Source organism: Streptomyces sp. NPDC005423, assembly GCF_040606415.1.
In the GTDB taxonomy this organism is placed as follows: domain Bacteria; phylum Actinomycetota; class Actinomycetes; order Streptomycetales; family Streptomycetaceae; genus Streptomyces.
Map to the genome: position 1 here is coordinate 1 of NZ_JBEXET010000038.1, position 24,792 is coordinate 24,792.

Below are 24,792 nucleotides of genomic sequence, written 5' to 3' on the forward strand. Positions count from 1 at the left end.
CGGGGGGGTTGTCCCCGCGGGGGGGGGCCCCCCCCCGGGGGCCCCCCCCCCCCCCCCGTCACCGGCCTGGACCGGAGCTGGCTCGTCGTGGACGCGATGTGTCAGCGTTCGTCTTCGGACGAGGTCGCGGGAACGGTCGTAAGCCGCTCCGTCTCGTCCTGTATCTCAGCGGCGATCTTCTTGAGTTCCGGCTCGAACTTGCGGCCATGGTGGGCGCAGAAGAGCAGTTCTCCGCCGCTCAGCAGGACGACGCGCAGGTATGCCTGGGCGCCGCAGCGGTCGCAGCGATCGGCGGCCGTCAGTGGGCTCGCGGGGGTCAGAACAGTAGTCACGTCGCCTCTTCTCTAGCTCGACGAGCTGTCGTACCAGGGTCAACATCCAACCAGCCCGAAAACGTTCCCGCTCGTGGCTTTTCCTCGAAAAATTCTTCCGGGGCGGCTGTCTGCTGCCGGTTGGCGGCGAATGTGCCGTATTGCGTGTCTATGTGTCTTACGGGTTCGCACTGTCGGTCATTGTCGGGTCCGCCGGCTGGGTTGCCGGTTGTTCATGAGGACGTGCCCGGAGCCTAAATGGTTCATGCCCCGAAGGGAACGTGATATGTACTTCACTCCATCGAGGGATCGAACAGGCATGCGACGCTCGACTAGTGTGAGTTGATGACGAGGGTGGCGTTACAACGGCTCTACCAGGCCTCGGTACCCTCTGAGCGGCGACCGAAGCCGGGCCCTTACCCAAAAGGGTCCCATCTGAAATTCAGCGAGGAGCGAACCGCGTGACCGCCGAAACGTCCGTGCCGTCCACAGCGTTGCTGGCAGCAGACCGGGACGGTTCCAACTACACCGCGCGGCACCTGCTCGTCCTGGAGGGGCTCGAAGCGGTGCGCAAGCGCCCCGGCATGTACATCGGGTCGACCGACAGCCGCGGTCTCATGCACTGTCTCTGGGAGATCATCGACAACTCGGTCGACGAGGCCCTGGGCGGCTACGGCGACCACATCGAGGTGATCCTGCACGACGACGCCTCCGTAGAGGTGCGCGACAACGGCCGGGGCATCCCGGTCGACGTCGAACCCAAGACCGGCCTCTCCGGGGTCGAGGTCGTCATGACCAAGCTGCACGCCGGCGGCAAGTTCGGCGGCGGCTCCTACGCGGCCTCCGGAGGCCTGCACGGCGTCGGCGCCTCCGTGGTGAACGCGCTCTCCGCGCGGCTGGACGTCGAGGTGGACCGAGGGGGCCAGACCCACGCCATCAGCTTCCGGCGAGGGGTCCCCGGAGTCTTCGCCGCCGACGGCCCGGACGCCGGGTTCGAGGCGGCGAGCGGCCTGCGCAAGACCAAACGGATCGCCAAGACCCGCACCGGCACGCGCGTGCGCTACTGGGCCGACCGCCAGATCTTCCTCAAGGACGCCAAGCTCACCCTGGAGAATCTCCACCAGCGCGCCCGCCAGACCGCGTTCCTGGTGCCGGGCCTCACCATCGTCGTCCGCGACGAATACGGCCTGGGCGAGGGCGGCAGCAAGGGCGAGGAGTCCTTCCGCTTCGACGGCGGCATCAGCGAGTTCTGCGAGTACCTGGCGGCCGACAAGCCCGTCTGCGACGTCCTCCGCTTCTCCGGACAGGGCAGCTTCAAGGAGACGGTGCCGGTTCTCGACGACCACGGTCAGATGACGCCGACCGAGGTCACCCGCGAGCTGGGCGTCGACGTGGCGATGCGCTGGGGCACGGGCTACGACACCACTCTCAGGTCGTTCGTGAACATCATCGCGACCCCCAAGGGCGGCACACATGTGGCCGGCTTCGAGCAGGCCGTCGTAAAGACGATGAACGAGGTGCTGCGCGCCAAGAAGCTGTTGCGCGTCGCCGAGGACGACATCGTCAAGGACGACGCTCTGGAGGGCCTCACCGCCGTCGTCACCGTGCGCCTCGCCGAGCCCCAGTTCGAGGGCCAGACCAAGGAGGTGCTCGGCACCTCGGCCGCTCGCCGCATCGTAACCAACGTGGTCACCAGGGAGTTCAAGGACTTCCTGACCTCGGCGAAGCGTGACGCGGCGGCGCAGGCGCGGGTGGTCATGGAGAAGGCGGTGGCCGCCGCCCGTACCCGTATCGCCGCCCGCCAGCACAAGGACGCGCAGCGCCGCAAGACGGCTCTGGAGTCCTCGTCGCTGCCGGCCAAGCTCGCGGACTGCCGCAGCGACGACGTGGAGCGCAGCGAGCTGTTCATCGTCGAGGGCGACTCCGCGCTCGGCACCGCCAAGCTGGCCCGCAACTCCGAGTTCCAGGCCTTGCTGCCGATCCGGGGCAAGATCCTCAACGTCCAGAAGTCGTCCGTGACCGACATGCTCAAGAACGCCGAGTGCGGCGCGATCATCCAGGTCATAGGAGCGGGCTCGGGCCGGACCTTCGACATCGACGCGGCCCGCTACGGCAAGATCATCATGATGACCGACGCCGATGTCGACGGTTCCCACATCCGGACCCTGCTGCTGACCCTGTTCCAGCGCTACATGCGGCCGATGGTCGAGGCGGGCCGGGTCTTCGCCGCCGTCCCGCCGTTGCACCGCGTCGAGCTGGTCCAGCCCAAGAAGGGGCAGGACAAGTACGTCTACACCTACTCGGACCGGGAGCTGCGGGAGAAGCTGCTGGAGTTCCAGAGCAAGGGTGTCCGGTACAAGGACTCGATCCAGCGGTACAAGGGTCTGGGCGAGATGGACGCGGACCAACTGGCCGAGACGACGATGGACCCCCGTCACCGGACCCTGCGGCGGATCAACCTCTCCAGTCTGGACGCGGCGGAGCAGGTCTTTGATCTGCTGATGGGCAACGACGTGGCACCGCGCAAGGAGTTCATCTCCAACTCGGCCGCGACCCTCGACCGGTCGCGGATCGACGCGTAGCGACAGCGCCGGACCCGGGTGCCGGCCGGACCCGGGCCCGTGCGCGGGCGGTCGACTCCACCCGTGGGTGGAGAGGCGCCCCCTCGGGAATCCACCCACGATCCACCCCCGCGCCGATCCGTCGGGCCGGGGATCTCCGTAGCGTCGAAGGCGTCGACAGCACTCGCTGACGGCACCCCATCCGCTCACGGAGGCTCTGATGCCCGGGCTCGTTAACGCGTTGGTGATCGTGGCCGTCGTCGTGCTGGTGCTCGTGCGCCAGTTCCGCACCCGCCGGATCGACACCGGCAGGCGCTGGTGGCTTCTGCCCCTGATCGTCGCCGTCATGGCGCTCCGTGAGCCCGCCATACTCGACCCGCACCACCACACCGGGTCGATACTGCTGCTGGGAAGCGAGCTGGTCATCGGGCTGCTCACCGGAGTCGGCTGGGCCTGGACCACTCGAGTATGGGCCGAGGCCGACGGCACCGTGTGGAGCAAGAGCACCAGAGCGAGCGGGTTCGTCTGGGCCGTCGGCATCGCTTTCCGGGCCGGCCTCTTCGCCTTGGGCGCGGCCTTGGGAGTACATCAGAACAGCTCCGCCCTGCTGCTCGCGCTCGCGGCGACCCTGCTGGTCCGCTCCGCAATCCTGGTCTGGCGAGCCCAGTCCGTGCCCTCGGTGGACGCTCCGGCCGCGGCCTACGGTGACCGCATGTCGCGGGCATGGTGAAAGGAGCGCGGGTGAGCGAGAACGCCTGGACCCGCTGGCCCTGCCGCGAGGCGCTCGGACGCAGGGACCGTTCCCAGCCCCGGCGCGTGCTCGGCTGGGCCGTGCGGACGATGGGACTCGGCATATTGCTGTGGGGCGTCTTCCACAACAGCCACGTCCATGGCTGGGGCGTGGCCGTGGCGGCGGCCACCGCCCTCGTCGCCGCGGCCGCCTCCTGGGCCTTCTTTCGTACCACCCTGGAACACCGGCTCCTGCCGTCCCTGGCGCTTGTCGCCCTCCTCATGGGGATCGCGCTCGCCGCCCAGTCCATCGGCCTGACCGTTCCGGCCCTGGTCATCTGGTGCGGCTGCGCCGTCACCGTCCTGGAGCGGATGCCGCTGGCCGTGGCGCTGCCGGTGACGTCGGTCGCCCTCGCCCTGTACGCGGCGGTCAACAACGACGTCTGGCTGACGACGGCGGCCACGACGGCGGGGCTCGCCCTCGCCGGATACGTCCTGCGGCTGGACGCCGAGGCCCGGGGCAGCGCCCAGCGGCTGCTGGCGCAGGAGCGGGCCGCGCGGGACGCCGAGGCGCAGTCGGCGGCGCTGGCGGAGCGGGCCCGGATCGCCCGGGAGATCCACGACGTACTGGCCCACAGCCTCTCGGCCCAGCTCGTGCACCTGGAGGCGGCCCGGCTGCTGATCGAGCGGGGCGCCGACCGGGAGACGATCCTGGAGCGGGTCGTGGCGGCTCGGGGGATGGCCAGAGACGGCCTCGCCGAGACCAGGCAGGCCCTCTCGGCGCTGCGCGGCGAGATGACCCCGCTGGAGGAGTACTTGGCCCAGCTCGTCGGTACGGCGCAGGGAACCGACGTCACTGTCACGGGTGAACGGCGTCCTCTGCCGGCCGAGGCGTCGCAGGCCGTGCGCAGGGTGGCCCAGGAGGCGCTCACCAACGTCCGCAAGCACGCCCTGGGAGCCAAGGTCCACCTGCGGCTGGAGTACGGCGACCGCGAAGTGACGCTGGACGTAAGGGACTCGGGAGGTTCGCCGGGCGAACTCACCGGCGCTGGCGGCGGGTACGGTCTGCTGGGCATGCGGGAGCGTGCCGAACTGCTGGGCGGTTCCCTGCGTGCCGGGCCGGACGAGGAGGGGTTCGTGGTGACGCTGAAGGTGCCTGTATGACGCGGGAGACGGGGCGTGAGCCCGCGCGGGTGGTGGTCGCGGACGACCAGACCGTCGTCCGGGAGGGCATCGTGATGCTGCTGGGACTGCTGCCCGGGATCGAGGTGGTGGGGGCGGCCGGTGACGGGGACGAGGCGGTGCGGCTCGTCGCCGAACTCGGCCCGGACGTAGTCCTGATGGACCTGCGCATGCCCCGCTGTGACGGCGTCGAGGCGACCCGGCGGATCCGGGAGGAGTACCCCCGGACACAGGTCGTGGTGCTCACGACGTTCGCGGACGACGCGTCGCTGTTCCCGGCGCTGAAGGCGGGCGCCCGCGGCTACCTCACCAAGGACGCGGGCGGCGACGAGATCGTACGGGCCGTGGAGAGCGTGCTGTCCGGGGACGCCGGGCTGTCGCCGAGCATCCAACGGCGGCTGCTGGAACGCTTCTCCGACCTGGCCGCGGAACCGTGCGGGCCTAAGGCGACCGCCGAGTCGCCGGACGGGCTCACCGGTCGGGAGACCGAGGTCCTCCTGCTGATCGCCGAGGGACTCTCCAACCAGGAGATCGCCCGCAAGCTGCACGTCTCCACGGCCACGGTGAAGACCCACATCAACAACCTCTTCGCCAAGACGGGGCTCAAGGACCGTGCGCAGGCAGTGCGTTACGCCTACGGCAGAGGCCTGGTGAGACCGCCGGCGGGGTGAGTCACCTGATGGGGTGAGAGGAACGAGAAGAAGAGTCAGGGATCTTCCCGTTCTGTCCATCCTTGGGTATGCAGTCAAGCAACGATCGTTCCCGCGGTGGCGGGGGCGGTCACGAGATCCCGGCCGAGAACCACGAAGGCCCTGACCTGGCCCCCGTCGAGGCACCCGGGAAGGCGCGCTACCACGACCCCTGGCACGACACGCTCGCGTCCGGCTGGGGCGAGCCGGGCGGCGGGGGCGCGCGCCGGCCCCGTATTCCCTCCGCTCGCCGAGAGGACGACGACCGGGCTGTCCGTGCGGCGGATGTCTATCTGGAGGTGCAGAGCAGTGCGGCCTTTCAAGAGGTGCGCAGGCGGTATCTGCGGTTCGTTGTCCCGGCCATAGTCGTCTTCTTCGCCTGGTACGTGGGGTACGTGGTGACCGCGACGACCGAGCCCGGTTTCATGGCCCGGCCGGTGATGGGCGCGGTGAACGTGGGGATGGTCGCGGGACTGGGACAGTTCCTCAGCACCTTCCTGCTCACCTGGGCGTACGCCCGGCACGCGCGGCTGCGGAGGGACCGGGCCGCGCTCGAACTGCGCTGGGACACACAGGAATTGACCCGCAGTATCCAGGGTGGTGCTTCGTGACCGGTCAGCATCAGACACTGGCGCTGCTGCTGTTCAGCGCCTTCATCGCGGTCACCCTCGGGATCACGACCTGGGTGAGCCGCAACCGGCATGGTTCGGCGGAGGAGTTCTACGCGGGAGGGCGTCTCTTCTCACCGATGGAGAATGGTTTTGCCATCTCAGGCGATTATCTCTCCGCGGCTTCGTTCCTCGGGGTCACGGGCCTGATCGCGCTCTTCGGTTACGACGGGCTGCTGTACGTGGTGGGCTTCTTCGTGGCGTGGCTCGTGGTGCTGTTCCTCGTCGCCGAACTGGTGCGCAACTGCGGCCGGTTCACGCTCGCCGACGTGGTCGCGTCCCGGATGAGCGAGCGGCCGGTGCGGATCGCGGCGGGAACGTCCTCGGTCACCGTCTCCGTTCTCTATCTGGTGGCGCAGATGGTGGGCGCCGGCAGCCTGGTCTCCGTGCTGCTGGGCGGCACGAGCGCGGCGGCGCGAGCATGGACCGTCATCGGCGTCGGCGCGCTCATGGTCATCTACGTGTCGTTGGGAGGTATGCGGGCCACCACCTGGATCCAGATCGTCAAGGCGGTGCTGATGATGGCCGGCACCATCGCGCTGACGGTCCTGACCCTGCTGCGCTTCCACGGCAACGTGAACGCACTGCTGCTCACGGCAGCCGCCCGCAGCGGTCACGGCAACGCCTTCCTGGTGCCGGGCCTCAAGTACGGCGGGGACTGGACCGCGCGGTTCGACTTCATCAGCCTCGGCCTCGCGCTGGTGCTGGGCACGGCCGGCCTGCCGCACATCCTGTCCCGCTTCTACACCGTGCCCACCGCACGGGCCGCGCGCCGTTCGGTGGTGTGGTCGATCGGGCTCATCGGCAGCTTCTACCTGATGACGATCGTCCTCGGGTTCGCCGCCGCCGCGATCGTGGGGCCGGAAGCTCTGCGGAAGTCGAACGAGGCGGGGAACACGGCGGTTCCGCTGCTCGCCCTCGACCTGGGCGGCGGACCCGACTCCACCGGTGGCACGGTCCTGTTCGCGATCGTCGCGGCAGTGGCCTTCGCGACGATCCTCGCCGTGGTGGCCGGGATCACCCTCGCCTCCTCGGCCTCCGTGGCGCACGACCTCTACGCGACCTTGCGGCGCCCGCGGGCAGCACCGCGCAGCGAGGTGACCATCGCGCGGGTCGCGGCCGTCGGCATCGGGCTCGTGGCGATCGCGCTCGGCCTCGTCGCCAGGAACCTCAACGTCGCCTTCCTGGTGGGCCTCGCCTTCGCCGTCGCCGCCTCGGCCAACCTGCCGGTGCTGCTCTACTCGCTGTTCTGGCGCGGCTTCACGACCCGTGGCGCGGTGTGGGCCGTATACGGCGGACTGGTTCCCTCGCTGGTTCTCGTACTGCTGTCGCCGGTCGTGTCGGGCAGCCCCGACTCGCTGTTCCCCGGCCTCGACTTCCAGTTCTTCCCCCTGCAGAACCCCGGACTGATCTCGATCCCGCTCGGCTTCCTCGCGGGCTGGCTCGGCACGGTCACCTCGGCGGACCTTCCGGACCAGGCGAAACACGCCGAAACCGAGGTACGGGCGCTGACGGGAGCTGGGGCGGTGTAGGCAAGGGGCCTTGTCCACTCCGTACGACACCCCCTCGTCGTACGGCCTCATGGGCGTCCGCCGGGTTTTCGGGCCCGGCGGACGCCCGTTTTCGTGCTGCCTCCGGCCCTGCCGCTAGGGCGCCACCCACGCGTACCGGTGTTCCGGGCGGCCGGTGTCGCCGTACTTGAGGGAGAGGCGGAGACGGCCGGCCTGTTCCAGGTGACGGAGGTAGCGCTGGGCCGTGGAGCGGCTGAGACCCGTCTCGGTGGCGACCTCGTGCGCCGAGAGCGCGTGACCGGCGCGGTGCAGGACACCGCAGATCAGGTCGGTGGTCGGCTCCGAGTGACCGCTGGGCGGGCCCGGTGCGGCCGGTGCCGGTGTGGTGCGCAGCGCGCTGAAGATCCGGTCGACCTGCTCCTGGCCGGCCACCCCGCGGCCACCGACCCGGTCGACGGTGCGGCGCAGGGCGGCGTAGGAGTCCAGGCGGGTGCGCAGCGCGGCGAAGGTGAACGGCTTGACCAGATAGTGCAGGGCCCCCAGGCGCATGGCCTGCTGCACGGTCGTCACATCGCCGGCCGCCGTGATCATGATGACGTCGGTGCCGTGGCCCTGTTCCCGCATGCGGTGGACGAGTTCGAGACCCGTCCGGTCGGGCAGGTAGTGATCGAGCAGAACCAGGTTGATGGTCCCGCGTTCCACGGTGGCCAGCGCCTGGGCAGCGCTGTGGGCGCGGGCGGCGACCCGGAATCCGGGAACCTTCCCCACGTACATGGCGTTGATCTCGGCGACGCGGAAGTCGTCGTCCACGATCATGACGTCAATCATTGGGCCTCTTTCCTCAAGGCCAGGCGAGCGTTACGCCCGTGTTTCGGCTCCGCAGTTGTAGCGCGAGCAAAAAGAGCACAACAGGCTCTTGCGAGCAAAAGAACTGCTTGCGACCAGAAGACTGCTGCTGTGGCACGGGCCACACCTACGGTCCCGCCATGAGCGCAGACAACAGCCCCGCCATCGAACTGCGGGGCGCGAGCAAAACCTTCAGGACCCCGTCGGGGGGTCTGCACACGGCCGTCAGGGGACTGGATCTCACTGTCGGGCGCGGCGAGTTCGTGGCGGTCGTCGGCCCGACGGGCTGCGGCAAGTCGACCACGCTGACCCTCGTCAGCGGGCTGGAAGAGCCCTCCGAGGGCGATGTGCTGGTGGCCGGCGAGCCGGTCTCCGGCGTCGGTGACAAGGTCGGCTTCGTCTTCCAGCAGGACGCCACCTTCCCCTGGCGCACGGTGCTCTCCAACGTCATGGCAGGCCCGCGTTTCCGCGGGGTGCCGAAGGCGGAGGCCAAGGAGAAGGCGCGTGAGTGGCTGGCCCGGGTCGGTCTCTCCGCCTTCGAGGACCGCTATCCCCACCAGCTCTCCGGCGGGATGCGCAAACGCGTCGCGCTCGCCGCGACCTTCGTCAACGACCCGGAGATCCTGCTCATGGACGAGCCCTTCTCGGCGCTCGACGTGCAGACCAGGGCCCTGATGTCGGACGAACTCCTGGAGCTGTGGGAGGGCACCGGATCCTCGGTGGTCTTCGTCACCCACGACCTGGAGGAGTCCATCGCGCTGGCCGACCGGGTCGTCGTGATGACCGCCGGGCCGGCCACCGTGAAGCAGGTCTTCGACATCGATCTGCCGCGTCCCCGCAAGGTCGAAGAGGTGCGGCTGGAACCGCGGTTCATCGAGATCTACCGCGAGATCTGGGAGTCGCTCAGTGAAGAGGTCCGCATCACGCGCGAGAGGGGTGCGGCTCATGTCGCCTGACGTCCTGCCCGAGGCCGCCGTCGCCGTGCCGCTCGCCGAACCGGAGAAGGCGGACCGCGCCCACTCGCGCGCGCGTGCCGCCCGCAGACGCCGACTGGGCATCGCCGCCGCCCGGGCGCTGCTCCTGGTCGCCGTCCTGGGCCTGTGGGAGTGGCTTGCGCGGGTCGAGGTCATCGATCCGTTCAACTTCTCGATGCCCTCGAAGATCTGGGACCAGATCAACACCTGGGTGATGCACGGGACCGCGCTCGGATCGTTGGGCGAGCAGATCTGGTACACGCTTCAGGAGGCGCTGCTCGGTTGGGTGATCGGCGTGCTCGCCGGTGTCGTCTTCGGTATCGCGCTGGGGCGGATCACCTTGCTGGCCGACATCCTTGGTCCATACATCAAGGTGCTCAACTCCATACCGAGGATCGTCCTCGCCCCGATCTTCGTCATCTGGTTCGGGCTCGGACCGGCCTCCAAGATCGCGTCGGCCGTGGTGCTCGTCTTCTTCCCGGTGTTCTTCAACGCCTTCCAGGGCGCCCGGGAGGTCGACCGCAACCTGGTCGCCAACGCCCGCATCCTCGGCGCCAGCGACCGACGGGTGACGTTCCAGGTCGTCATCCCCTCCGCCACCTCGTGGATCTTCACCAGCCTCCACGTCAGCTTCGGGTTCGCCCTCATCGGCGCGATCGTCGGCGAGTACATCGGCGCCACCAAGGGCATCGGTCTGCTCGTCGCACAGTCCCAGGGCACCTTCAACGCGGCCGGCGTGTACGCCGCGATGGTGATCCTCGCCGTCGTCGCCCTCGTGGCCGAAGGGCTGCTCACCTTCGCCGAGAGCCGCATCTTCCGCTGGAAGCCGTCGGACTCCGAGCGCTGAACTACCGCTCCGTACAACCCCGTTGATCAGCCCTGCACTTCCCGTACTCCCCGCACCGCCCTCTCACAAGGACGTGAACCGCCATGCGCAAGACCGCCAGATACGCGGCCCTGGCCGCCTCCGGCCTGCTCGCCCTCTCCTCGCTCACCGCCTGCGCCAACGACGCGGCCGGCACCACCTCCACCGGCGGCAAGGGCGGCGGCAAGGGAGAGAAGGTCAAGATCATGGTCGGTGGCCTGGACAAGGTCATCTACCTGCCCGCGATGCTCACCCAGCGGCTCGGCTACTTCGACGCCGAGGGCCTCGACGTGGAGCTGCTGAGCGAACCGGCCGGCGTCCAGGCCGAGACCGCCCTCGTCTCCGGCCAGGTCCAGGGGGCGGTCGGCTTCTACGACCACACCCTCGACCTCCAGGTGAAGGGCAAGTCGATCGAGTCGGTGGTGCAGTTCTCCCAGGCGCCCGGCGAGGTGGAGGTCGTGTCCGACAAGGCGGCCGGGAGCGTCAAGTCGCCCAAGGACTTCAAGGGCAAGAAGCTCGGCGTGACCGGACTCGGCTCCTCGACCGACTTCCTGAGCAAGTACCTGGCGGTCAAGAACGGCGTCGACGTCAGCGAGTTCACCCCGGTCGCCGTGGGCGCGGGACCCACCTTCATCGCCGCGCTCCAACAGGGCTCCATCGACGCCGGCATGACGACCGACCCGACCGTCGCCACGATCCTCGACAAGAAGGCCGGCAAGATCCTCGTCGACATGCGGACCCCCGCGGGATCGCAGGCGGCGCTCGGCGGACCGTACCCCTCGTCAAGTCTGTACATGCAGACGGACTGGGTGAACGGTCACAAGGCCACCGCCCAGAAACTGGCCAACGCGTTCGTCAAGACGCTCAAGTGGATGTCCACCCACAGCGCGACCGAGATCGCCGACAAGATGCCCGCCGACTACTCGCAGGGCAACCGTCTCCTCTACGCCGCCGCGATCAAGAGCACACTGCCGATGTTCACCGACGACGGTGTGATGCCGAAGAACGGTCCGGAGACCGTCGAGAAGGTGCTCAAGGCGTTCAACCCGGCCATCAAGAACGCCGAGGTTGACCTGAGCAAGACGTACACGACCGAGTTCGTGGACAAGGCGAAGGGCTGACCCGCGAACGATTGACACGGCCGCCGCCCGCATCCGTACACAAGGAGGGCACGGTCCTTTCTTCCCCAGCCCCCCACAGGGCCGTGTCCTTCTCAGGCGCGGGCCGCCCACACGTAACGGTGTTCCGGGCGGCCCGCGTCGCCGTACTTCAGGGTCAGCCGAGCCCGTCCCGTGCGCTCCAGCAGCTTCAGATAGCGCTGGGCGGTCTGCCGGCTCACCCCGGTGCGGTCGGCGATCTCCTGGGCGGACAGCGGCCCTTCGGCGTTCATCAGGGACTTGCGGACGAGTTCCGCGGTGGTCGGGGAGTGCCCCTTGGGCAGCCCCGGCTCCGGGGGTGCCGACAAGGCGCCGAAGATCCGGTCCACCTCGGCCTGTTCGGCCTCGCCGCCGTGGTCGAGCTTCCGGCGCAGCTGCGCGTACGCCTCCAGCTTGGCGCGCAGACCCGCGAAGGCGAACGGCTTCACCAGGTACTGAAGCGCGCCCAGCCGCATCGCGGCCTGGACGGTCGTGACGTCCCGGGCCGCCGTCACCATGATCACGTCCGTCCGGTGGCCGCGCCGACGCATCTCCCGGACGACCGCGAGACCCGTCTCGTCGGGCAGGTAGTGGTCCAGGAGCACCAGGTCCGGCCGGGGCGGCATCTCCAGCCGGGCCAGCGCCTCGGCCGCGCTGTGTGCCTCGCCCGCCACATGGAAGCCGGGCACCTTCTCGACGTAGGCGGCGTTGACCTGGGCGACCATGGTGTCGTCATCCACCACCAGGACCTCGATCATCGGGACTCCTCCTCGGGGGACGGTTCGACGGGGACGGTGAGCGCCGGCCGCAGATCACCGGAACCGGCCAGTGCCTCGGGCAGGACGACCGTGAACTCGGCGCCGCCGCCGTGCGCGTCGGTCACCAGCGCGCTGCCGCCCTGCCGTTCGGCGAGCCGGCGCACCAGGGGGAGTCCGATGCCGCGCTTGCCGTGCGCCGGCGGCTTCTTGGTCGACCACCCGTCGGTGAAGACCAGCTCGCGCTGTTCCGCGGGGATGCCGGGACCCGTGTCCCGCACCCGGAGTACGGCGGTACGTCCCTCCGCGCGCAGCTCGACCTCCACGCGCGCGTGCGGTGTGCCCGCGACCGCGTCGAGCGCGTTGTCCACCAGGTTGCCAACGACCGTGACCAGCCCCCTGGGGTCGATCAGCCGGTCGGGCAGCCAGGTCAGGTCGGAGATCCACAGGGCGACTCCGCGCTCGGCGGCGACGGTCGCCTTGCCGACCAGCAGCGCGGCCAGCAGCGGGTCGTGGATCTTCTCGGTGACCTGCTCGGCGGTGGCGCGGTGGTCGCCGACCACCTCTCCGACGAAGTCCGCGGCGTCCTCGTACATCTCCAGTTCGAGCAGGCCGAGGAGCGTGTGCATACGGTTCGCGTGCTCGTGGTCCTGGGCGCGGAGGGCGTCGATCAGGCCGCGCGTGGAGTCGAGTTCGCGGCCGAGCTGCTCCAGTTCGGTGCGATCGCGCAGGGTCGCCACGGCGCCGTCGGCATCGGTCGGCATGCGGTTGGCGACCAGGACGCGCTGGCCGCGCACGGTGAGCAGGTCGGTACCGGTCACCCGGCCGGCCAGGACGTCGGCGGTACGGCCCTCGCCGAGCGCCTCGTCGAGGGAGCGGCCGACGGCCTCGTCGCCGATGCCCAGCAGCCGCCGCGCCTCGTCGTTGAGGAGCCGTATGCGGCCCCCGCGGTCCAGGGCGACGACGCCCTCCCGGATGCCGTGCAGCATGGCCTCCCGCTCCGACAGCAGCGCCGCGATGTCCGAGAAGGCCAGGTCCCGGGTCTGCCGCTGGATCCTGCGGGAGATCAGCCACGCGGCCAGCGCGCCGACGGCCAGGGCGCCACCGGCGTACGCCAGGAGACCCGGGATGGCGCTGATCAGCCGCGCGCGGACGCTGTCGTAGGTGATGCCCACCGACACCGCGCCGATGACGGTCCCGTCCGCGCTGCGCAGAGGCACCTTGCCGCGGGCCGAACGGCCCAGAGTGCCGCTGTCGATGCCCGTGGTCTCGGCCCCGGCCAGGGCCTGACCCGGGTAGGTGGACACGGTCCGGCCGATCTCCCGGGTGTTCGTGTGCGACCAGCGCACGCCCCGCCAGTCCATGATCACGATGTACTCGGCCCGGGTGGCCTTCCGGATCCGCTCGGCCGCCCGCTGCACGGGACCGTCGGCGGTCGGCGGGGTGCTCTGGAGCTCCTCGGCGATCCGCGGCTGCTGCGCGGTGGTCTCGGCGATGGCCAGCGCGCGGTTCATCGCCTCCTGGTCCAGCTGCTTGCTCAGGGGCTGGAGGAACAGGCCGGTGACGAGCACCGCGACCCCCGCGGCGATCGTCAGCTGCATCAGCAGGACCTGCGAGAACACCCGCCGCGGCAGCCCGAGACGCCGACGGCGTGCGGGAGGAGTGGGGCTCATGCCCATGACGTTACGTGGACGCACGGGCCCTGCCGTAGGGGTGTGGCGTTGATCTCTTGACGGGTTGATGCGGAGTCGGTGTCAGCCCGCGAGTGCGGCCGGTGCCCGGGTCAGTGCGCGCACCGCCACCACGTCCATCCGCGCCGGTGCGCCCAGCACCGCCGCCCCGCAGCTCTCCGGGCGCGGTGGCCGGGCGGCACCCTGGGCCACCGCGACGCGCCACCGGCGTCCGTCCGTGTGCGCGACGGTCACCTCCCAGCGCGGGGCGGTGCCTCGCGTCGCCACCACGCTCAGGCTCTCCGCCGCGAACTCGCCCGCCGCGCTCCGCACGGCCAGCTCCGCAGCCTGACCGGGCCGCTCCCACGCCGAACGCCCCCGGCAGCCCTCGACGACGATCCGGCCGTCCTGGACCCCGTGCAGGATCTCCTTGACGCCATGGGCGCCGGTGCGTCCGTAGACGTATCCGTGCGGCAGGACGAGTGTCGTCGGTGAGAAGCGGTGACCGCCGAGGTGGGTGACCTCCCAGGCGCCCGTGACGCCGGAGGCGGCGAGTTCGGCGGCGAGGGGGCGGCCGAGGAGCGCGCAGCACCGGTCGCGCTTGCCGTTGGTGCAGACGAGGGCCAGCGGACCGTCCGGGTGGGGCCGCCCCCGCAGCGCCGCCCCGAACGTGCGGTGGTCGCCGCTGCCGAGGGCCTCGAAGTCGAGGTCGAGCAGTTGCCGCGGGTCGCAGGTCGTGGCGGTGTGCAGCCAAGCGTTCCCGGGAGCGGTGTGGGCGGCGTACACCTGGCGTACCGGAGGCATCCCGAGTTCGGCGTGCCGCCCCGGGCGGCGGATGAGCGCGATCCGTACACCGGTGCCCTCGGCGGCGGCCTCCAGGGCACGGCCCAGCGCGGGGTCCAGGTGGCTCGAAGTGAGCGCCTTGGCACCCCACGGTCCGGGTTGTTCCAGCAGCAGCCAGGTCGTCGCCGTGGCCGCCGTTCCGGCAAGCGGCTCGTCGAGATCCCGGGAGACCGTCACGCACGTACTCACGCAGGTAAGCCTAACCTGCATTGCCTCGGGACGACTTCCAGTCGCACTCGTGTCCTACTCCGGCTTACTTTTGCCTCACTCCGGCAGAGGCAGAGGGGGCTTCGGGCCGACGTAGTGACCGCTCGGGCGGATGCGCAGCGGACGTTCCCCGTACTCCTCCATGGCGTGGGCGATCCAGCCCGCTGTCCGGGCCACTGCGAAGATCGTCTCGCCCGCCGTGGCGGCCATCCCCGAGGAGGCGGTGAGCACGGCGAGCGCCAGGTCGACGTTGGCGTGCAGCGGGGTGTGGCGGGCGGTGGTGGCGACGATGTCACGGGCGGCGGCGAGGGCGGGACCGGCGCCCGGAACGTCCTTGAGGAGAGCGAACAGGGCACGCGCGCGTGGGTCCTCGCCCGGATAGAGCCGATGCCCGAGGCCGGGGATACGGCGGCCTGCCCGCAGTTCGTCGGCGATCACCGGGGCGGCGGTGCCCTGGTCGAGCACGTCGAGCAGCAGCCGGTGCGCCAGCCCGCTGGCCGCGCCGTGCAGCGGGCCCTCGATCACGCCGAGGCCGGCCGAGACGGCGGCGTAGGGATGGGCGCGGGCCGACGCGGCGAGCCGTACCGCGAGCGTGGAGACGGCCAGGTCGTGGTCGACGAGCAGCCCGAGTGCCGTGTCCAGGGCGTGCAGCGACGCCTCGTCGGCTTCGCGTCCGCTCAGCCGCGCCCACAGCCGGTGGGCCATCGGGCCCGTGTCCCGGTGACTGCGGGGAAACGGCGGCAGGGCGGCGACCAGGGTCGGGACGAGGCCGCGTGCCGTGCCGAGCACGGCGTCCGGGGACAGGTCGAAGCGCAACGGGTCGGCGGCCGCCGCCGCGACGGCCGCGACCCGCAACCGGTCGGTGGGGCCCGCGTGTTCGGGCAGGGCACCGGCGGCGCGGCGGGCGGCGGTGACGGCGGCGGCCGGCGCGGTGAAGGTGATCCCAGGACTCAGCCGCCCGGTCCACAGCCACTCGGCCACCTCCTCGAAGGAGTGGCGCTCGGCCAGTTCGACCGCGTCGACGCCGCGAAAGGAGAACCGGTCCTTCTCGATGAGAGTGAGACGGGTCCGCACCGACAGGTCGCCGCCGCCCGAACTCCCCTCGCTCTCCCGCCTGTTGCGGCGGGCGAGGGCCTGGACCTGCTCGGCGTCGAACGTGCTGCCGCGGCCGCCCGGCTCCCGCCTGCTGCCGAGCTGGCCGCGGCTGACGTACGCGTACACGGTCTCGGGTTTCACGCCGAGCAGCTCGGCGGTCTCCTTGGTGCTCAGACGGCGGCCGGGGTGACCCGCGGCGGGTTCTTGATCACGCATGGAGGCCACGGTATCCACTCCCCGATATATTGATTTACTCGATTCAATCAATATTGACAGTGATTGAGTCAACCATGGACAGTCGAGACACGTCCAGGGAGGCAGCATGTCCAGCAGCAGGGCCGCAATTACACGTGTCGACGTCCCGCGAGGGCTCGCCGGGGTCGTCGTCACCGACACCCGAATCGGTGACGTCCGTGGAGTCGAGGGCTTTTACCACTACCGGCAGTACTCCGCCGTCGAACTCGCGCGGACCCGCACTTTCGAAGACGTCTGGCATCTCCTGGTCCACGGCGAACTGCCCGGCACCGAACGCGCCGCAGCCTTCGCCGTCGAGACCGCCGCGCTGCGCCGGCTGCCCGACGAGGTGCGGGCCGCCCTGCCCGCCGTGGCGGCAGCGAGCCGGCTCTCCGGCCCGCTGGCCGGGATGCGCACCGCCCTCTCGCTGCTCGGCGCGGCGAAGGGTTTCCGGCCGGTGTACGACATCGACGCCGCCCGGCGCCGCGCGGACACCCTGGTGGCCTGCGCCGCCGTACCGACTCTGCTGACCGCGCTCCACCGGCTGGGGCAGGGGCTCGCACCGGTGGAGCCGCGCGAAGACCTGTCGTACGCGGCCAACTATCTCTACATGCTGACCGGTTCGGAGCCGGAGCCACGGCAGGCGAGGGCGGTCGAGCAGTACCTGATCTCCACCGTCGACCACGGTTTCAACGCGTCGACCTTCACGGCGCGCGTCGTCGCGTCGACGGGCGCGGATGTCGCCGCGTGTCTGGTCGGTGCCGTGGGCGCGCTCTCCGGGCCGTTGCACGGGGGCGCGCCCAGCCGTGCCCTGGACACCCTGGACGCGATCGGCACACCGGACCGTATCGGCCCCTGGATCCGCGAGCGCGTGCTCGCCGGCGACCGCGTCATGGGCTTCGGCCACGCCATCTACCGTACGGAGGACCCCCGTTCACGGATGCTGCGCGAGGTCGCCCGGGAGTTCGGCGGAGCACGGGTCGAGTTCGCGGTCGAGGTCGAGCGCCAGGTCGAGGCGATCCTCGCCGAACTGAAGCCGGGCCGCGAACTCCACACGAACGTCGAGTTCTACGCCGGGGTCGTCATGGAACTCTGCGGTCTGCCGCGCGAGATGTTCACTCCGACTTTCGCGGCGGCGCGGGCGGTGGGCTGGAGCGCGAACATCCTGGAACAGGCGGAGGACTCGAAGATCATCCGCCCGGTGGCGCGGTATGTCGGTCCGGAGGCACCCGTACAGGTGCCCCCAGCGGCGCAGACCCCGTGGAGGACCACGTAGACGGCGTAGACCACGTGGACCAGACCCCGACCACATGGACCACATTGATCCTGTTGACGGCATGACGGCATGACGGCATGACGGCATTAACGGCTTCTCTCGTCTGGCCGTCTCGACGGTGCTGGTGACGTCAACGGCGCGCGGCGCGGAGTGGCTCCACGGCTCGTATCCTGGGGCGGCAGTCAACGCTCGTGGTGAGAGAGGTCGCACGGTGAGCCAGCCGAGCCCGCAGACACGGCAGATTCCGGTGGTCGTTCTCGCCGGATTCCTGGGATCCGGTAAGACCACCCTCCTCAACCACCTCCTGCATCGCAGTGGCGGCAGCCGGATCGGGGCGGTGGTCAACGACTTCGGCGCGATCGAGATCGACGCCATGGCGGTCGCCGGGGCGCTCGGTGACTCCACCGTCTCCCTCGGCAACGGCTGTCTGTGCTGTGCCGTCGACGCGAGCGAACTGGACAGTTACCTCGAACGGCTGGCCAGGCCCTCCGCCGGTATCGATGTCATCGTCATCGAGGCCAGCGGCCTGGCCGAACCCCAGGAACTGGTCCGCATGGTCCTCGCCAGCGACCTTCCCGAGGTTGTCTACGGCGGCCTGGTCGAGGTCGTCGACGCCGCCGAGTTCGACGACACACGCGCACGGCATCCCGAGATCGACCGGCATCTCGGCCTCGCCGACCTCGTCGTGGTGAACAAGCTGGACCGGGCGGCGGACCCCGACCGCGTCCTCGGCCTGGTCCGCCCGCTCACCGACCGCGCGGCCGTCGTCCCGGCCACCTACGGCCGTATCGACCCGGAGTTCCTCTTCGACTGCAAACCCAGCGAGGAACGCGTCGGCCAGCTGTCCTTCGACGACCTGCACGACCACGGCACACCCGGCGACGAAAGGGCCGCAGCCGACGCACCCGATACGGGCGACGGGACGGACACCCCCGCCCGAGCCCGCGAGCACGGCAACGCGAGCCACCTGCACACGGCCTATGACAGCCTCTCGTTCACCGCCGAGGTGCCGCTGGACCCGCGCAGGCTGATGGAGTTCCTGGACAGCAGGCCCGAGGGGCTCTACCGGATCAAGGGGTACGTCGGGTTCGGCGCCCATGACCCCGTCAACCGCTACGCCGTGCACGCCGTAGGACGCTTCCTGCGCTTCTACCCCGAGCCCTGGGCGGCCGGCGAGCCCCGCCGCACCCAACTCGTCCTGATCGGCGCCGGTATCGACGCTCCGGCCCTGCGCAAGGAACTCGAGGCGTGCAAGCAGGACGCCCCACACGCCGACGAGCACAGCATGTGGGGCGTCCTGCGCTACGTACAGGAGCGGGAGCCCGAACCCGGACCCGAGGGCTGACGGGCTACACCGGGCCCGCTGCCACCGACACCGTCTTCGGCAGCGATACGCCCGAGCCGTCGCGTCGCGGGTCCATCTCCGGGAGGTCGGCCGGTGTGCCGTTCTTCTGGGCGGCCCGCACCGGTGTGGCGCCCGCCCAGGCGAAGGACAGGCAGTCCTCGCCCTTCAGGAACCGCTGGCAGCGCACCCCGCCGGTGGCCCGGCCCTTGCGCGGATACTGGTCGAACGGGGTCAGCTTGGCCGTCGTCTGGACCGAGTCGTCCAGCGTGCCGCGCGAGCCCGCCACCGTGAACACCACCGCCTCCACGGCCGGATCGACGGCGGTGAAGGAGATCACCTTCGCGCCGTCGGTGAGCTTGATGCCCGTCATACCGCCGGCCGGCCGGCCCTGGGGACGCACCTGGGAGGCCTGGTAGCGCAGGAGTTGGGCGTCGTCGGTGATGAAGACCAGGTCCTCGTCGCCGGTGCGCAGCTCGATCGCGCCGACGATCCGGTCGCCGTCCCTGAGGGTGATGACCTCCAACTCGTCCTTGTTGGTGGGGTAGTCGGGGACCACCCGCTTCACGACGCCTTGTTCGGTGCCCAGGGCGAGTCCGGGGGAGGACTCGTCGAGCGTCGTCAGGCAGATCACCGACTCGTCCTCCTCCAGGGGCAGGAACTCCGACAGCGGGGCGCCTCCCGACAGGTTCGGCGCCGCGGCCGTCTCCGGCAGCTGTGGAAGGTCGATGACGTTGATCCGCAGCAGCCGGCCCGTCGACGTCACCGCCCCGACCTCGCCCCGTGCCGTCGCCTGCACCGCCGAGACGATCACGTCGTGCTTGACGCGCCGCGCGTCGGCGTCCTCCGGGAACGGCTCACCGTTCGCCGTACGCGCCAGCAGACCCGTGGAGGAGAACAGGACCCGGCACGGGTCGTCCGCGACCTGGAGCGGCACTGTGGCGGCCGACGAGCCCGCCGACTCCAGCAGTACCGTGCGCCGCTCGGTGCCGAACTTCTTCGCCACCGCGGCCAGTTCGGCCGAGACCAGCTTGCGCAGCTCTGCGTCCGACTCCAGGATGCGGGTCAGTTCGGCGATCTCCGCGGTCAGCCGCTCCTTCTCCGACTCCAGCTCGATCCGGTCGAACCGGGTGAGCCGGCGCAGCGGCGTGTCCAGGATGTACTGCGTCTGGATCTCACTCAGCGAGAAGCGCTCGATCAGGCGCTCCTTGGCCTGCGCGGAGTTGTCGCTGGAGCGGATGAGGCGGATGACCTCGTCGATGTCGAGCAGCGCCGTGAGCAGACCCTCGACCAGGTGGAGGCGGTCGCGCCGCTTGGTGCGGCGGAACTCGCTGCGCCGCCGTACGACCTCGAAGCGGTGGTCGAGGTAGACCTCCAGGAGTTCCTTGAGGCCCAGGGTGAGCGGCTGGCCGTCGACCAGCGCCACGTTGTTGATGCCGAAGGACTCCTCCATGGGGGTCAGCTTGTAGAGCTGCTCCAGGACGGCCTCCGGCACGAATCCGTTCTTGATCTCGATGACCAGGCGCAGCCCGTGCTGGCGGTCGGTGAGGTCCTTCACGTCGGCGATGCCCTGGATCTTCTTGGCGCCGACCAGGTCCTTGATCTTGGCGATCACCTTCTCCGGGCCGACGGCGAAGGGCAGTTCGGTGACGATCAGCCCCTTGCGGCGTGCCGAGACGGTGTCCACGGTGACCGTGGCGCGGATCTTGAAGGTGCCGCGGCCCGTCTCGTAGGCGTCGCGGATGCCGGACAGGCCGACGATCCGGCCGCCGGTGGGCAGGTCGGGGCCCGGGACGTGGCGCATCAGGGTTTCGAGGTCCGCGGCCGGATAGCGGATCAGGTGGCGGGCCGCGGCGATCACCTCGCCCAGGTTGTGCGGCGGCATGTTGGTGGCCATGCCGACGGCGATACCCGACGCGCCGTTCACCAGGAGGTTCGGGAAAGCGGCGGGCAGGGCCACCGGCTCCCGCTCCTGGCCGTCGTAGTTGGGGGCGAAGTCGACCGTGTCCTCGTCGATCGACTCCGTCATGAGACCGGCCGCCTCGGCCATCCGGCACTCGGTGTACCGCATGGCGGCCGGCGGGTCGTCGTTGCCCAGGGAGCCGAAGTTGCCGTGGCCGTCGGCGAGCGGGACCCGCATCGAGAAGGGCTGGGCCATCCGCACGAGCGCGTCGTAGATCGACGCGTCGCCGTGCGGGTGCAGCTTGCCCATGACCTCGCCGACCACCCGGGCGCACTTCACGTAGCCGCGGTCGGGACGCAGCCCCATCTCGTTCATCTGGTAGACGATGCGCCGGTGGACGGGCTTGAGGCCGTCACGGGCGTCCGGCAGGGCGCGGGAGTAGATGACCGAGTACGCGTACTCAAGGAAGGAGCCCTGCATCTCGTCGACGACGTCGATGTCGAGGATTCGCTCCTCGAACGAGTCGTCGGGCGGCGGGGTCTTCGTGCTGCGGCGGGCCATCGCTGCCGGCTCCTCTTTTCTGGGTGCTCACCTACGGGTCGCTGCCCCTTCGGCTCACTGTTGGCTGAAGCGTGGGGATCTGACGCCGCCCATTGTGGACCGCGCCACTGACAACGCGGACCGGGACCCGGCGTTGGCCGCCCGGCCCGGGCACGGAGAGGTGCCACGTGGGTCCGTGCGTGCGACTGTCCGCAGGCTACGCGATCTCGCTCTCGGCGTATGTCCGCCGGGAACTTCGCCGACGGTCCGCGCGCTTGCATACAGTGGCAGGACTTGCAGGAATTCTGCGGTTCCAGCTGAAGAATCCGCGATCGAAGGGACGTACATGCCCATGGGTCACACGGCCACCGCCGAAGCAGACTCCGGCGGCCTGACAGCGACCGAGCACCGCCTGGCCAACGGCCTGCGCGTGGTGCTCTCCGAGGACCACCTCACCCCGGTCGCGGCGGTGTGCCTCTGGTACGACGTCGGCTCCCGCCACGAGGTCAAGGGGCGCACCGGTCTGGCGCACCTCTTCGAGCACCTGATGTTCCAGGGCTCCGGGCAGGTGAAGGGCAACGGTCACTTCGAGCTCGTGCAGGGCGCGGGCGGTTCGCTCAACGGCACCACCAGTTTCGAGCGGACCAACTACTTCGAGACCATGCCCACCCACCAGTTGGAGCTCGCCCTCTGGCTGGAGGCCGACCGCATGGGCTCCCTGCTCACCGCCCTGGACGAGGAGTCCATGGAGAACCAGCGGGACGTGGTCAAGAACGAGCGCCGCCAGCGCTACGACAACGTGCCCTACGGCACGGCGTTCGAGAAGCTGACCGCCCTCGCCTACCCGGAGGGGCACCCCTACCACCACACGCCGATCGGCTCGATGGCGGACCTGGACGCTGCCACCCTGGAGGACGCGCGGGCGTTCTTCCGGACCTACTACGCGCCGAACAACGCCGTCCTGTCCGTGGTCGGCGACATCGACCCCGAGCAGACCCTCGCCTGGGTGGAGAAGTACTTCGGCTCCATCCCCGGGCACGACGGCAAGCCCGCCCCCCGGGACGGCGCGCTCCCCGACACGATGGGCGAGGAGCTGCGCGAGGTCGTCGTGGAGGAGGTACCGGCCCGCGCCCTGATGTGCGCCTACCGGCTGCCGCAGGACGGCACGCGCGCGTCCGACGCGACCGACCTGGCGCTGACCATCCTCGGCGGCGGCGAGTCCTCCCGCCTCTACAACCGACTGGTACGGCGCGACCGTACGGCGGTTGCGGCCGGCTTCGGCCTGCTGCGACTGGCCGGGGCGCCCTCCCTGGGGTGGCTGGACGTCAAGACGTCCGGTGACGTCGAGGTGCCCGTCATCGAGACGGCCATCGACGAGGAACTCGCCCGGTTCGCCGAGGAGGGCCCCACGGCCGAGGAAATGGAGCGCGCGCAGGCCCAGTTGGAGCGCGAGTGGCTGGACCGGCTGGGCACGGTCGCCGGCCGCGCGGACGAACTGTGCCGCTACGCCGTCCTGTTCGGCGACCCACAGCTCGCCCTGACCGCCGTACAGCGGGTCCTCGACGTGACCGTCGAGGAGGTCCAGGAGGTCGCCAAGGCGCGCCTGCGTCCCGACAACCGCGCGGTGCTCGTCTACGAGCCGCTCGCCCCCGGGGCCGGCGAGACGGAAGCCGCCGCCACCGACGAGAACGAGGAGGCGGCCAAGTGACCGAGCTCGCCGCGATGGAGTTCCACCCGCAGCCCCAGGCGGGCGAGGCCAGGCCGTGGGCGTTCCCGGCCCCGGAGCGGGGGACGCTCGGCAACGGCCTGACCGTGCTGCGCTGCCACCGCCCCGGCCAGCAGGTCGTCGCCGTGGAGGTCCTCCTCGACGCACCCCTGGACGCCGAGCCGGCCGGCCTGGACGGTGTCGCCACGATCACCGCCCGGGCCTTCTCCGAGGGCACGGACAAGCACTCCGCCGAGGAGTTCGCGGCCGAACTGGAGCGCTCCGGCGCCACCCTCGACGCGCACGCCGACCACCCCGGGCTGCGCCTCAGCCTTGAGGTGCCCGCCTCGCGTCTGGCCAAGGGGCTGGGGCTGCTGTCCGACGCCCTCCGGGCGCCCGCCTTCGCCGACAGCGAGATCGAGCGGCTGGTCCGCAACCGCCTGGACGAGATCCCGCACGAGACGGCCAACCCGTCCCGCCGGGCCGCCAAGGAACTCTCCAAGCAGCTGTTCCCGGCGGCGGCGCGCATGTCCCGCCCGCGCCAGGGCACCGAGGAGACCGTCCAGAAGATCGACTCGGCCTCTGTACGCGCCTTCTACGACCGGCACGTGCGGCCCGCGACGGCCACCGTGGTCGTCGTCGGCGACCTCACGGACATCGACCTGGACGGGCTGCTCGCCGACACCCTGGGTGCCTGGACGGGCTCCTCGGCCGAGCCGCGGCCGGTGTCGCCGGTGACCGCGGACGACAGCGGCCGGGTCGTCATCGTGGACCGTCCCGGCGCCGTCCAGACGCAGTTGCTGATCGGCCGCATCGGACCCGACCGGCACGACCGCCTCTGGCCCGCCCAGGTGCTCGGCACGTACTGCCTGGGCGGCACCCTGACCTCCCGTCTGGACCGTGTCCTGCGGGAGGAGAAGGGATACACCTACGGGGTGCGGGCGTTCGGCCAGGTACTGCGCTCGGCACCCGACGGCACGGGTGCCGCGATGCTCGCCATCAGCGGCTCCGTGGACACCCCGAACACTGGTCCCGCCCTGGCCGACCTGTGGACCGTGCTGCGCAAGCTGGCGGCGGAGGGGCTCACCGACACCGAGCGCGATGTCGCCGTGCAGAACCTCGTCGGAGTGGCGCCCCTCAAGTACGAGACCGCCGCGGCCGTGGCGAGCACCCTGGCCGACCAGGTCGAGCAGCACCTCCCGGACGACTACCAGGCAACGCTGTACCGGCAGTTGGCCGCCACCGGCACCGTGGAGGCCACCGCCGCCGTCGTGAGCGCGTTCCCGGTGGACCGGCTGGTGACGGTCCTGGTCGGCGACGCGGCGAGCATCAAAGAGCCCGTCGAGGCGCTCGGTATCGGCGAAGTCGCCGTCGTCTCCGCGGAGTAGCGGCACGCGCGCGGGGGGACCCGGGCGACGAAAGCGTCACCCGGGTCCCCTGATGTCCGAATTGAGGGGGAGTCGCCTGTCTGCCCTGTGGCGTGCGCTACAAAAAGCGTGATCCGTTTGGGAATGGAAAGTGGCCCCGCTTAGCGTCTGTCCGGCTGTCCGTCAGGCACCGCGCCGCGTCCGCGGCACCGGACAGTCATCGCCGAGTCCCCGTACGGCGCGAGCCAGGGGAGCCGGGGACCCATGTCAACAGTCCCTGGGGTGAATCGGACGCCCGCGCGTGCCGCGAGGGGGTCCGTAGGAGACCTTCCTGCTCCGAACCCGTCAGCTAACCCGGTAGGCGAGAAGGAAGGAAAGGACCA

Annotated in this window: 20 protein-coding genes and 1 riboswitch; of the genes, 13 read left to right on the plus strand and 7 right to left on the minus strand. The window is 70.4% G+C overall.

What is annotated here, in order from left to right; all coding sequences use genetic code 11:
* Positions 1-101 precede the first annotated feature (101 nt).
* Complete coding sequence (locus ABZT12_RS30010; protein WP_356390298.1) at positions 102-332, minus strand: hypothetical protein; 231 nt, start codon at positions 330-332, stop codon at positions 102-104.
* Between the two features lie 440 nt (positions 333-772).
* Between ABZT12_RS30010 and ABZT12_RS30015 the strand changes: the two genes are divergently transcribed.
* From ABZT12_RS30015 to ABZT12_RS30040, 6 genes are all read left to right on the plus strand, one after another.
* Positions 773-2,893 carry a DNA topoisomerase IV subunit B gene (locus ABZT12_RS30015; RefSeq protein ID WP_356390300.1) on the plus strand — a complete coding sequence of 707 codons (2,121 nt, stop codon included), beginning with the start codon at positions 773-775 and terminating at the stop codon, positions 2,891-2,893.
* A 199-nt stretch (positions 2,894-3,092) separates the two neighbouring features.
* Complete coding sequence (locus ABZT12_RS30020) at positions 3,093-3,602, plus strand: DUF1453 domain-containing protein (protein ID WP_356390302.1); 510 nt, start codon at positions 3,093-3,095, stop codon at positions 3,600-3,602.
* An 11-nt stretch (positions 3,603-3,613) separates the two neighbouring features.
* Positions 3,614-4,765, plus strand: a complete 1,152-nt coding sequence (locus ABZT12_RS30025) for a histidine kinase (protein WP_356390304.1) — start codon at positions 3,614-3,616, stop codon at positions 4,763-4,765.
* A complete protein-coding gene (locus tag ABZT12_RS30030) occupies positions 4,762-5,454 on the plus strand; it encodes a response regulator transcription factor (RefSeq protein WP_356390306.1) in 693 nt (230 codons plus the stop codon). Before ABZT12_RS30025 ends, ABZT12_RS30030 begins: the two co-directional genes overlap by 4 nt.
* A 68-nt stretch (positions 5,455-5,522) precedes the next feature.
* Positions 5,523-6,083 (plus strand): DUF485 domain-containing protein, encoded by a 561-nt coding sequence (locus tag ABZT12_RS30035; protein WP_356390308.1) that lies wholly within the window; start codon positions 5,523-5,525, stop codon positions 6,081-6,083.
* Positions 6,080-7,672 (plus strand): cation acetate symporter, encoded by a 1,593-nt coding sequence (locus tag ABZT12_RS30040; protein ID WP_356390310.1) that lies wholly within the window; start codon positions 6,080-6,082, stop codon positions 7,670-7,672. The genes ABZT12_RS30035 and ABZT12_RS30040 overlap by 4 nt, the downstream gene beginning before the upstream one ends.
* 114 nt (positions 7,673-7,786) lie before the next feature.
* Here the strand turns inward: ABZT12_RS30040 and ABZT12_RS30045 are convergent, their stop codons facing one another.
* Positions 7,787-8,479, minus strand: a complete 693-nt coding sequence (locus tag ABZT12_RS30045) for a response regulator (RefSeq protein ID WP_356390312.1) — start codon at positions 8,477-8,479, stop codon at positions 7,787-7,789.
* Between the two features lie 158 nt (positions 8,480-8,637).
* Here ABZT12_RS30045 and ABZT12_RS30050 point away from each other — a divergent pair, with 158 nt between their 5' ends.
* The 3 genes from ABZT12_RS30050 (at position 8,638) to ABZT12_RS30060 (ending at position 11,457) form a co-directional block, all read left to right on the plus strand.
* Positions 8,638-9,453 carry an ABC transporter ATP-binding protein gene (locus ABZT12_RS30050; protein WP_356390314.1) on the plus strand — a complete coding sequence of 272 codons (816 nt, stop codon included), beginning with the start codon at positions 8,638-8,640 and terminating at the stop codon, positions 9,451-9,453.
* Complete coding sequence (locus ABZT12_RS30055; RefSeq protein ID WP_356390315.1) at positions 9,443-10,318, plus strand: ABC transporter permease; 876 nt, start codon at positions 9,443-9,445, stop codon at positions 10,316-10,318. Before ABZT12_RS30050 ends, ABZT12_RS30055 begins: the two co-directional genes overlap by 11 nt.
* Before the next feature lie 83 nt (positions 10,319-10,401).
* Positions 10,402-11,457, plus strand: coding sequence for an ABC transporter substrate-binding protein (locus ABZT12_RS30060; RefSeq protein WP_356390317.1), 1,056 nt, complete (start codon positions 10,402-10,404; stop codon positions 11,455-11,457).
* A 92-nt stretch (positions 11,458-11,549) separates the two neighbouring features.
* Here ABZT12_RS30060 and ABZT12_RS30065 read toward each other — a convergent pair whose 3' ends face one another.
* The 4 genes from ABZT12_RS30065 to ABZT12_RS30080 all read right to left on the minus strand — a co-directional run bounded on the left by ABZT12_RS30065 (position 11,550) and on the right by ABZT12_RS30080 (position 16,258).
* Positions 11,550-12,230, minus strand: a complete 681-nt coding sequence (locus ABZT12_RS30065) for a response regulator (protein WP_356390319.1) — start codon at positions 12,228-12,230, stop codon at positions 11,550-11,552.
* Positions 12,227-13,900 carry a sensor histidine kinase gene (locus ABZT12_RS30070; protein WP_356390321.1) on the minus strand — a complete coding sequence of 558 codons (1,674 nt, stop codon included), beginning with the start codon at positions 13,898-13,900 and terminating at the stop codon, positions 12,227-12,229. The genes ABZT12_RS30065 and ABZT12_RS30070 overlap by 4 nt, the downstream gene beginning before the upstream one ends.
* Before the next feature lie 81 nt (positions 13,901-13,981).
* Positions 13,982-14,929: a sucrase ferredoxin gene (locus ABZT12_RS30075; protein WP_356390323.1), complete on the minus strand. Its 948-nt coding sequence runs from the start codon at positions 14,927-14,929 to the stop codon at positions 13,982-13,984.
* A 75-nt stretch (positions 14,930-15,004) separates the two neighbouring features.
* Positions 15,005-16,258 (minus strand): citrate synthase family protein, encoded by a 1,254-nt coding sequence (locus tag ABZT12_RS30080; protein WP_356390325.1) that lies wholly within the window; start codon positions 16,256-16,258, stop codon positions 15,005-15,007.
* 106 nt (positions 16,259-16,364) lie between these two features.
* Here ABZT12_RS30080 and ABZT12_RS30085 point away from each other — a divergent pair, with 106 nt between their 5' ends.
* Entirely contained in the window at positions 16,365-17,552 is a 1,188-nt protein-coding gene (locus tag ABZT12_RS30085; RefSeq protein WP_356390327.1) for a citrate synthase/methylcitrate synthase, read from the plus strand.
* A 211-nt stretch (positions 17,553-17,763) separates the two neighbouring features.
* A complete protein-coding gene (locus tag ABZT12_RS30090; protein WP_356390329.1) occupies positions 17,764-18,897 on the plus strand; it encodes a GTP-binding protein in 1,134 nt (377 codons plus the stop codon).
* Between the two features lie 4 nt (positions 18,898-18,901).
* Here ABZT12_RS30090 and ABZT12_RS30095 read toward each other — a convergent pair whose 3' ends face one another.
* Positions 18,902-21,358, minus strand: a complete 2,457-nt coding sequence (locus tag ABZT12_RS30095; protein WP_356390331.1) for a DNA topoisomerase IV subunit A — start codon at positions 21,356-21,358, stop codon at positions 18,902-18,904.
* 331 nt (positions 21,359-21,689) lie between these two features.
* Between ABZT12_RS30095 and ABZT12_RS30100 the strand changes: the two genes are divergently transcribed.
* Together ABZT12_RS30100 and ABZT12_RS30105 are read left to right on the plus strand one after the other, a co-directional pair.
* A complete protein-coding gene (locus ABZT12_RS30100) occupies positions 21,690-23,045 on the plus strand; it encodes a pitrilysin family protein (protein WP_356390435.1) in 1,356 nt (451 codons plus the stop codon).
* Positions 23,042-24,430, plus strand: a complete 1,389-nt coding sequence (locus ABZT12_RS30105) for a pitrilysin family protein (protein WP_356390333.1) — start codon at positions 23,042-23,044, stop codon at positions 24,428-24,430. Before ABZT12_RS30100 ends, ABZT12_RS30105 begins: the two co-directional genes overlap by 4 nt.
* A 190-nt stretch (positions 24,431-24,620) precedes the next feature.
* Positions 24,621-24,787: riboswitch (cyclic di-AMP (ydaO/yuaA leader) on the plus strand.
* Positions 24,788-24,792: the final 5 nt, after the last annotated feature.

Excerpts from the sequence above, each read along its gene's own strand:
- ABZT12_RS30085 (WP_356390327.1), top strand. The coding sequence starts at position 16,365 with ATGTCCAGCAGCAGGGCCGCAATTACACGTGTCGACGTCCCGCGAGGG.
- ABZT12_RS30065 (WP_356390319.1), bottom strand. The coding sequence starts at position 12,230 with ATGATCGAGGTCCTGGTGGTGGATGACGACACCATGGTCGCCCAGGTC.
- ABZT12_RS30045 (WP_356390312.1), bottom strand. The coding sequence starts at position 8,479 with ATGATTGACGTCATGATCGTGGACGACGACTTCCGCGTCGCCGAGATC.
- ABZT12_RS30055 (WP_356390315.1), top strand. The coding sequence starts at position 9,443 with ATGTCGCCTGACGTCCTGCCCGAGGCCGCCGTCGCCGTGCCGCTCGCC.
- ABZT12_RS30035 (WP_356390308.1), top strand. The coding sequence starts at position 5,523 with ATGCAGTCAAGCAACGATCGTTCCCGCGGTGGCGGGGGCGGTCACGAG.
- ABZT12_RS30100 (WP_356390435.1), top strand. The coding sequence starts at position 21,690 with ATGGGTCACACGGCCACCGCCGAAGCAGACTCCGGCGGCCTGACAGCG.
- ABZT12_RS30095 (WP_356390331.1), bottom strand. The coding sequence starts at position 21,358 with ATGGCCCGCCGCAGCACGAAGACCCCGCCGCCCGACGACTCGTTCGAG.
- ABZT12_RS30020 (WP_356390302.1), top strand. The coding sequence starts at position 3,093 with ATGCCCGGGCTCGTTAACGCGTTGGTGATCGTGGCCGTCGTCGTGCTG.
- ABZT12_RS30050 (WP_356390314.1), top strand. The coding sequence starts at position 8,638 with ATGAGCGCAGACAACAGCCCCGCCATCGAACTGCGGGGCGCGAGCAAA.
- ABZT12_RS30080 (WP_356390325.1), bottom strand. The coding sequence starts at position 16,258 with ATGCGTGATCAAGAACCCGCCGCGGGTCACCCCGGCCGCCGTCTGAGC.
- ABZT12_RS30060 (WP_356390317.1), top strand. The coding sequence starts at position 10,402 with ATGCGCAAGACCGCCAGATACGCGGCCCTGGCCGCCTCCGGCCTGCTC.
- ABZT12_RS30070 (WP_356390321.1), bottom strand. The coding sequence starts at position 13,900 with ATGAGCCCCACTCCTCCCGCACGCCGTCGGCGTCTCGGGCTGCCGCGG.
- ABZT12_RS30030 (WP_356390306.1), top strand. The coding sequence starts at position 4,762 with ATGACGCGGGAGACGGGGCGTGAGCCCGCGCGGGTGGTGGTCGCGGAC.